The sequence below is a fragment of the Brevundimonas sp. UBA6550 genome, from assembly GCF_002434505.1.
Taxonomy (GTDB): Bacteria; Pseudomonadota; Alphaproteobacteria; order Caulobacterales; family Caulobacteraceae; genus Brevundimonas.
The window spans coordinates 58476-65236 of sequence record NZ_DJKE01000002.1 but is presented as its reverse complement, the minus strand read 5'-3'; the positions used below and the strand labels follow the sequence as shown (position 1 = coordinate 65236).

4 protein-coding genes and 1 pseudogene are annotated in these 6761 nt (G+C 68.9%); all 5 read left to right on the top strand.

The window, feature by feature from the left end; genetic code table 11:
* A pseudogene (locus B3Z70_RS02390) lies at window positions 1-270 on the top strand (chemotaxis protein); the annotation flags it as partial.
* 316 nt (window positions 271-586) lie between these two features.
* The gene (rimP, locus tag B3Z70_RS02385; RefSeq protein ID WP_292024718.1) at window positions 587-1183 is read left to right on the top strand and encodes a ribosome maturation factor RimP; all 597 of its coding nucleotides are present in this window, start codon (window positions 587-589) and stop codon (window positions 1181-1183) included.
* Window positions 1183-2928, top strand: a complete 1746-nt coding sequence (nusA, locus tag B3Z70_RS02380) for a transcription termination factor NusA (protein ID WP_292024716.1) — start codon at window positions 1183-1185, stop codon at window positions 2926-2928. The genes rimP and nusA overlap by 1 nt, the downstream gene beginning before the upstream one ends.
* An 18-nt stretch (window positions 2929-2946) precedes the next feature.
* Window positions 2947-3606, top strand: coding sequence for an RNA-binding protein (locus B3Z70_RS02375; protein ID WP_292024713.1), 660 nt, complete (start codon window positions 2947-2949; stop codon window positions 3604-3606).
* 108 nt (window positions 3607-3714) lie between these two features.
* Window positions 3715-6759 (top strand): translation initiation factor IF-2, encoded by a 3045-nt coding sequence (gene infB / locus B3Z70_RS02370; RefSeq protein WP_292044545.1) that lies wholly within the window; start codon window positions 3715-3717, stop codon window positions 6757-6759.
* The last annotated feature ends 2 nt before the right edge of the window (window positions 6760-6761 follow it).

Below are 6761 nucleotides of genomic sequence, written 5' to 3'. Positions count from 1 at the left end.
CAGCAGAACGCCGCCATGGTCGAACAGTCCACCGCCGCCAGCCACTCCCTGGCCCAGGAGGCGGAAAGCCTGCAGGCCTCGGTGGGGCGGTTCCGCGTCGGTTCGGGCCAGCAGCGGACCCACGCCGCCCCGCCGCGTGCGCCGGCCGCGCCTGCGCCTGCGTCCAGGCCCGCCAACCGCATGGTCGCCGCGCTGAAGACCCTGGGACGCGGCGGCGCCGCCCTGAAGCCGCAACCCGCGCCCACCGAAGACGGATGGGAGGAGTTCTGATGCCAGGCGGGCGACCGAAGTTGCCGTTTCCACGACGAGGCGCCTGACTGACCCGCTTCGTTCCGCCCAATTTCCCATTCCCGCCTGACGACCGTCTACGCCACTCTGCGAAAGGAAAGGCGTGCCTTGGGCAGGATGGATCATCTGGACCGATTGCCCCGATCTGATGCGGGCTTGGCGCGAGGACGTCAAAGAGGGCTGACAAGCGCGCTTGAAACCCCTATATGCCCCTTCACATCGTTAGACCGGCGTCCAACGGCGTCGTTCCAAGCGGCGGCCCGGACGGACCGCCGCTTTTGTTTTGGATATTCGTCGCTTGCGCGCAAAAACCGCCCAGGACCGCCAGCTGCTTGAGCTGATCGACCCCATCGCCGGGTCGCTCGGCCTCGACGTCGTGCGCATCCGCCTGATGTCCGGCGCCAAGCGCCAGCGTCTGCAGATCATGGCCGAGCGCCCGTCCGATCACGACATTTCCGTCGAACAATGCGCCAAGCTGAGCCGCGCCGTGTCGGAGGTGTTCGACGCCGCCGACCCGATCGCCGGCGAATATCTGCTTGAGGTTTCCTCCCCCGGCATCGACCGCCCTCTGACCCGTCCCGTCGACTTCGAACTGTTCGAGGGCGAGGAGGCGCGGCTTGAGACCGACCGCATGATCGAGGGCCGCAAGCGGTTCAAGGGCGTGCTGGCCGGTTTCGAGGACGGCAACGTCCTGATCGACCTGGACGGCGAGGACGACACCGCCCTGATCCCGTTCGACTGGCTCAGCGACGCCAAACTGGTTCTGACCGACGCCCTGATGAAACGCGGGGCCGCCATTCGCGCCGCGCGGGGCGAACCCGAAGACGACGGCCTGCCCGAAGGCGCAGCCGAAGACACAACCGACACCACGACCCCTTCTGAGGACAAAGCCTGATGGCCGTCACCGGTATTTCCGCCAACCGCCTCGAACTGCTGCAGATCGCCGAGGCGGTCGCCCGCGAGAAGAACATCGACCGCGAGATCGTGATCGAGGCCATCGAGGAGGCGATCCAGAAGGGCGCCAAGTCGCGTTACGGCGCCCACCACGACATCCGCGCCAAGATCGACCACAAGACCGGCGAACTGTCGCTGACGCGCCACGTCACCATCGTCGCCGACGACTGGATGCCGGAAGACGAGCTGGAAGAGTTCAACGACAGCGCCATGGTGCGCCTGCGCGACGCCCAGAAGCGCGACCCCGGGGCCGAGGTCGGCAAGGAGTATGTCGAACAACTGCCCCCGTTCGAGTTCGGGCGCGTCCAGACCCAGATGGCCCGCCAGGTCGTGACCGGAAAGGTCCGAGAGGCCGAACGCGCCAACCAGTACGAAGAGTTCAAGGATCGCGTCGGCGAGATCGTCAACGGCACGGTCAAGCGCGTCGAATACGGCAACACCATCGTCGACCTGGGCCGGGGCGAGGGCGTCATGCGCCGCGACCAGTCCATCCCGCGCGAAGTGTTCAACATCGGCGACCGCATCCGCACCTATATCTACGACGTCCGTCCCGAGGCCAAGGGCCCGCAGGTCATGCTGTCGCGCGCCCATCCGGGCTTCATGGCCAAGCTGTTCGCCCAGGAAGTGCCGGAGGTTTACGACGGCGTGATCGAGATCCGCGCCGCCGCCCGTGACTCGGGCTCGCGCGCCAAGATGGCCGTCCTGTCCAACGACAGCTCCATCGACCCCGTCGGCGCCTGCGTCGGCATGCGCGGCTCGCGCGTTCAGGCGGTCGTCGCCGAACTGCAGGGCGAGAAGATCGACATCATCCAGTGGAACCCGGACGAGCCGACCTTCATCGTCAACGCCCTGGCCCCGGCCGAAGTGTCCAAGGTCGTGCTGGACGAAGAAGCCGGCCGCGTCGAAGTGGTCGTGCCGGACGAGCAGCTGTCGCTGGCCATCGGCCGTCGCGGGCAGAACGTGCGCCTGGCCTCGCAGCTGACCGGCTGGCAGATCGACATCATCACCGAGGCCCAGGACTCAGAGCGTCGTCAGCGCGAGTTCAGCGAGCGCACCAGCCTGTTCCAGGAAGCCCTGGACGTGGACGAGGTCATCGCCCAGTTGCTGGTCACCGAAGGCTTCGCCACCGTCGAAGACCTGGCCTATGTCGACGCCTATGAAGTCTCCGAAATCGAAGGCTTCGACGAAGAGACCGCCGAGGAACTGCAGGCCCGCGCGCGCGAATTCCTGGACAAGAAGGCCGCCGAACTGGACGCCAAGCGCGTCGAACTAGGCGTCGAGGATGCGGTTCTGGACGTGCCGGGCGTGACCCTGGCCATGGCCGTCGCCCTGGGCGAAGGCGGGGTCAAGACGGTCGAGGATCTGGCCGATCTGGCCACCGACGAAATCCGCGGCGGCTATGAGGTCAAGAACGGCGAGCGGGTGAAGGTCCCCGGCGTGCTGGAAAGCTTCAACCTGGCCCAGGAAGACGCCGAGCTGCTGATCCTGCAGGCCCGCGTCGCCGCCGGCTGGATCGACGCTTCGGAACTGCCGCAGCCCGAGCCTGAAGAGTACGAGGAGGACGGCGAATACGCCGAGGGCGAATACGATCCCGACCAGGTCTTCGGCGATGCGCCGGAAGCCGACGCCGACACGGCCGCCGAGGACGATGCGTCGTCCGACGCCGACCAGTCGCGCGACGCATGATGAAGGACCTGGCCGTACATGAGCTTGCGCGACGCGACGATCGATAGGGAACGCCGGGACTTGGTTTCGCACCAGGTCATGGATGAATCTCGTCTGATCCGTTTCGTCGCCGGGCCTGACGGCCAGGTGGTTCCCGACCTGGGCAGAAAGCTGCCCGGTCGCGGCCTGTGGGTCGAAGCCAGCCGCGCCTCCATCGAGACGGCGGTCAAGAAGAACGGCTTCACCCGCGCGGCCAAGACCCGTCTGAACGCCCCGGCCGACCTGGCCGACACGGTCGAGCGGCTGCTGGCGCGGCGCTGTCTGGACCAGCTGGGTCTTGCCCGGCGCGAAGGCGTGCTTATCTCTGGCTTCGAAAAGTCCGCCGCCAGCATCCGTTCCGGCAAGGCCGCATGGGTGATCGAGGCCGCCGACGGCTCGGCCGACGGGCGCGGAAAGGTGCTGGCCCTGGCGCGTCACCAGACCGCCAAGGTGTGCGGCGCATTCACGGCGGACGATTTGAGTTTGGCCCTTGGGCTGGAAAATGCGATACACGCCGTCCTGCTTGCGGGCGGACGGGCCGATCGCTGGACCATCGAGGTCGAACGACTGGCTGGATTTCGGCCGCTTCGCCCTTCTCACTGGGAGGTTTCCGGTGGCGAGGACGGATCGGCGGGAGCGCTCCCCACAGGAGCGAGCTGAGGATTTTGGCGGCCGAGGGCCTGTCTCCTAGGGCGGAGACGGGCTCACGGTCGTTCATGGGTATTGGATGACGACGGCGGGATTTTCCGCCCCGAGTAAAGCGACCGGATGAGCGACGAAAACGACAAGACCAACCAGGGCCAAGGCGCGGGACAAGGCAATCCGGGGGGCACGCCCTCCCAGTCGGGGCCGCGCGCCCCGCTGAGCCTGAAGCCGCGCGCCGCGGGCTCGGTTTCGACGGGCACGGTGAAACAGAGCTTCAGTCACGGCCGCTCCAAGACGGTGGTGGTCGAGACCAAGCGTCGCCCCGGCGCCGGCGGTCCGCAACGGCCGCAAGGCTTCGATGTCGCACGTCCGCAATCGACGGCTCAAGCCCCGCGTCCGCAGGGACAGCGTCCGCAACCCGCCGGCGGGGCCCTGTCGGCCGAGGAGCAGGAAGCGCGCCGTCGCGCCATCGCCCTGGCCACCCAGGCCAACGCCGCAAAGGCCGACGCCGCCGCCGCCGCCAAGGCCGCCGCCGACGCCGCTGCGCGCGAACAGGCCGCCGCCACCGAACGCGCCGCCCAGGCCGCGCGCGACGAGGCCGCCGCCGCCAAGGCCGCCGCAGAGGCCGCCCGCGCCGAGGCCGCCAAACTGGCCGCCGCCGCGCCCCAGCCGGCCAAGCCCGCGCCCAAGCCGGCTGCGCCCGTCGCTGCGACGCCGACGCCTGCCCCGGCCGCCCCTGCTCCGACGACCGCCGCGACCCCGGCGCCTGCCGCTGCGGCCCGTCCGGCCGCGCCCGCGCGCCCGGTCGTCAACTTCGGCCAACGTGTGCCCAAGCCCGGCAATCCGCAACGCGCGGCTGCCGAACGCCCCGCCTTCGGCGGCCGCTCGGCCCGCGAACAGGCGATGGGCGGCGGCGAGCGGTCCTATTCGGATCGTCCGCAGTCGACCGAGCGTCCGCAGGGCGATCGCCCGCAAAGCGCCCGTCCCGCCGGCCAGCGTCCGCAGGGCGCCAAGCCGGCCGAGCCGGTCCGCTATTCGGCCCTGAACCCGCGTCCGGCCCCCGGCGCCGCCCGTCCCGGCGGCCCGCGCACCGGCCCCGGCGGCCGCGCCGCGCCGAACGCTCCGCCGGCCACGCCGGAAGTGGCCCGTCCCAGCCGCGCGCCCGGCGCCGGCTTCGGCCGTCCGGTCGGTCGCGACGACGATCGCGAGAAGCGGTTCTCCGACGCCGGCAAGGCGGTCAGCCGCACGCGCGGCGAGCCCAAGCGCCGCGAAGGCCGCATGACCATCCAGTCGGTGGTCGGCGACGGCGACGCCGCCGAGCGGATGCGCTCGCTGGCCTCGGTGCGCCGCGCCCGCGAACGCGAGAAGGAAAAGCGCAAGGGCGGATCGACCGACGCGCCGAACCGTCCGCGCGAAGTGGTCATCCCCGACGTCATCACCGTGCAGGAACTGTCCAACCGGATGGCCGTGCGCGGCGTCGACATCATCAAGTTCCTGATGCGTCAGGGCATGATGATGAAGATCAACGACGTGATCGATTCCGACACCGCCGAACTGGTGGCCGAGGAGTTCGGCATGGCGGTCAAGCGCGTGTCCGAATCCGACGTCGAAACCGGCTTCCTGGCCGAGGCCGACGACGAGGGCGCCACCGAGACGCGCGCCCCCGTGGTGGCCATCATGGGCCACGTCGACCACGGCAAGACCTCGCTGCTGGACGCCCTGCGCACGACCGACGTCGCGGGCGGCGAAGCCGGCGGCATCACCCAGCACATCGGCGCCTATCAGGTGCGTCTGGAAGACGGCCAGAAGGTCACCTTCCTGGACACGCCGGGCCACGCCGCCTTCTCGGCCATGCGGGCGCGCGGCGCCACCGTGACCGACATCGTGGTTCTGGTCGTGGCCGCCGACGACGGCGTCATGCCCCAGACCATCGAGGCCATCCAGCACGCCAAGGCCGCCGAGGCCCCGCTGATCGTGGCCGTCAACAAGATGGACAAGCCCGGCGCCACCTCGCAGAAGGTCGTCAACGAACTGCTGCAGTACGAGGTCATCGCCGAAAGCCTGGGCGGCGACACCCAGATCATCGAGGTGTCGGCCAAGGAGCGGATGAACCTGGACGGCCTGTTGGAAGCCATCCTGGTCCAGGCCGAGGTCATGGACCTGCGCGCCAACGCCGAACGTTCGGCCGAGGGCGTGGTCATCGAGGCCAAGCTGGACAAGGGTCGCGGCCCTGTCGGCACCGTCCTGGTCAAGCGCGGCACGCTGAAACGCGGCGACATCGTCGTGGCCGGCGGATCGTGGGGCAAGGTTCGCGCCCTGCTGAACGAGCGCAACGAGCAGCTGACCGAAGCCGGTCCGTCCGTTCCGGTCGAGATCCTGGGTCTGGACGAGGCGCCGTCTCCGGGCGACGTCTTCGCCGTGGTGGAGACCGAGGCCCGCGCCCGCGAGCTGACCGAATACCGTCAGCGGGTGAAGCGCGAGAAGGCCCAGGTTTCGGGCGGCTCGGTCTCGCTGGTCGACATGATGGCCAAGCTGGGCTCCAAGAAGGCCTCGGAATTGCCGGTCGTCATCAAGGCGGACGTGCAGGGTTCGGCCGAAGCCATCGTGGGATCGCTGGACAAGATGGGTACGGACGAAGTGCGCGCCCGCACGGTCTATTCCGGCGCCGGCGGCATCACCGAAAGCGACGTCAACCTGGCCAAGTCGGCCGGGGCGCCGATCCTGGGCTTCAACGTCCGCGCCTCCAAACAGGCCCGCGACCTGGCCGAGCGCGAAGGCGTGGAGATCCGCTACTATTCGATCATCTACGACCTGCTCGACGACATTAAGGGCGTGCTGTCCGGCATGCTGGCGCCGCTGCAACGGGAAACCTTCCTGGGCAACGCCGCCGTCCTGCAGGTGTTCGACATCTCCAAGATCGGCAAGATCGCCGGTTGCCGGGTGTCGGAAGGCGTGGTCCGCAAGGGCGCGCGCGTCCGCATCATCCGCGACGACGTGGTGGTGCTGGAACTGGGCGTGCTCAACACGCTCAAACGCTTCAAGGACGAGGTCAACGAAGTGCCCTCGGGCCAGGAATGCGGCATGCAGTTCCAGGGCTTCCAGGACATCAAGGAAGGCGACTACATCGAGTGCTTCACGGTCGAAGAGATCAAGCGCACCCTGGACTAGGT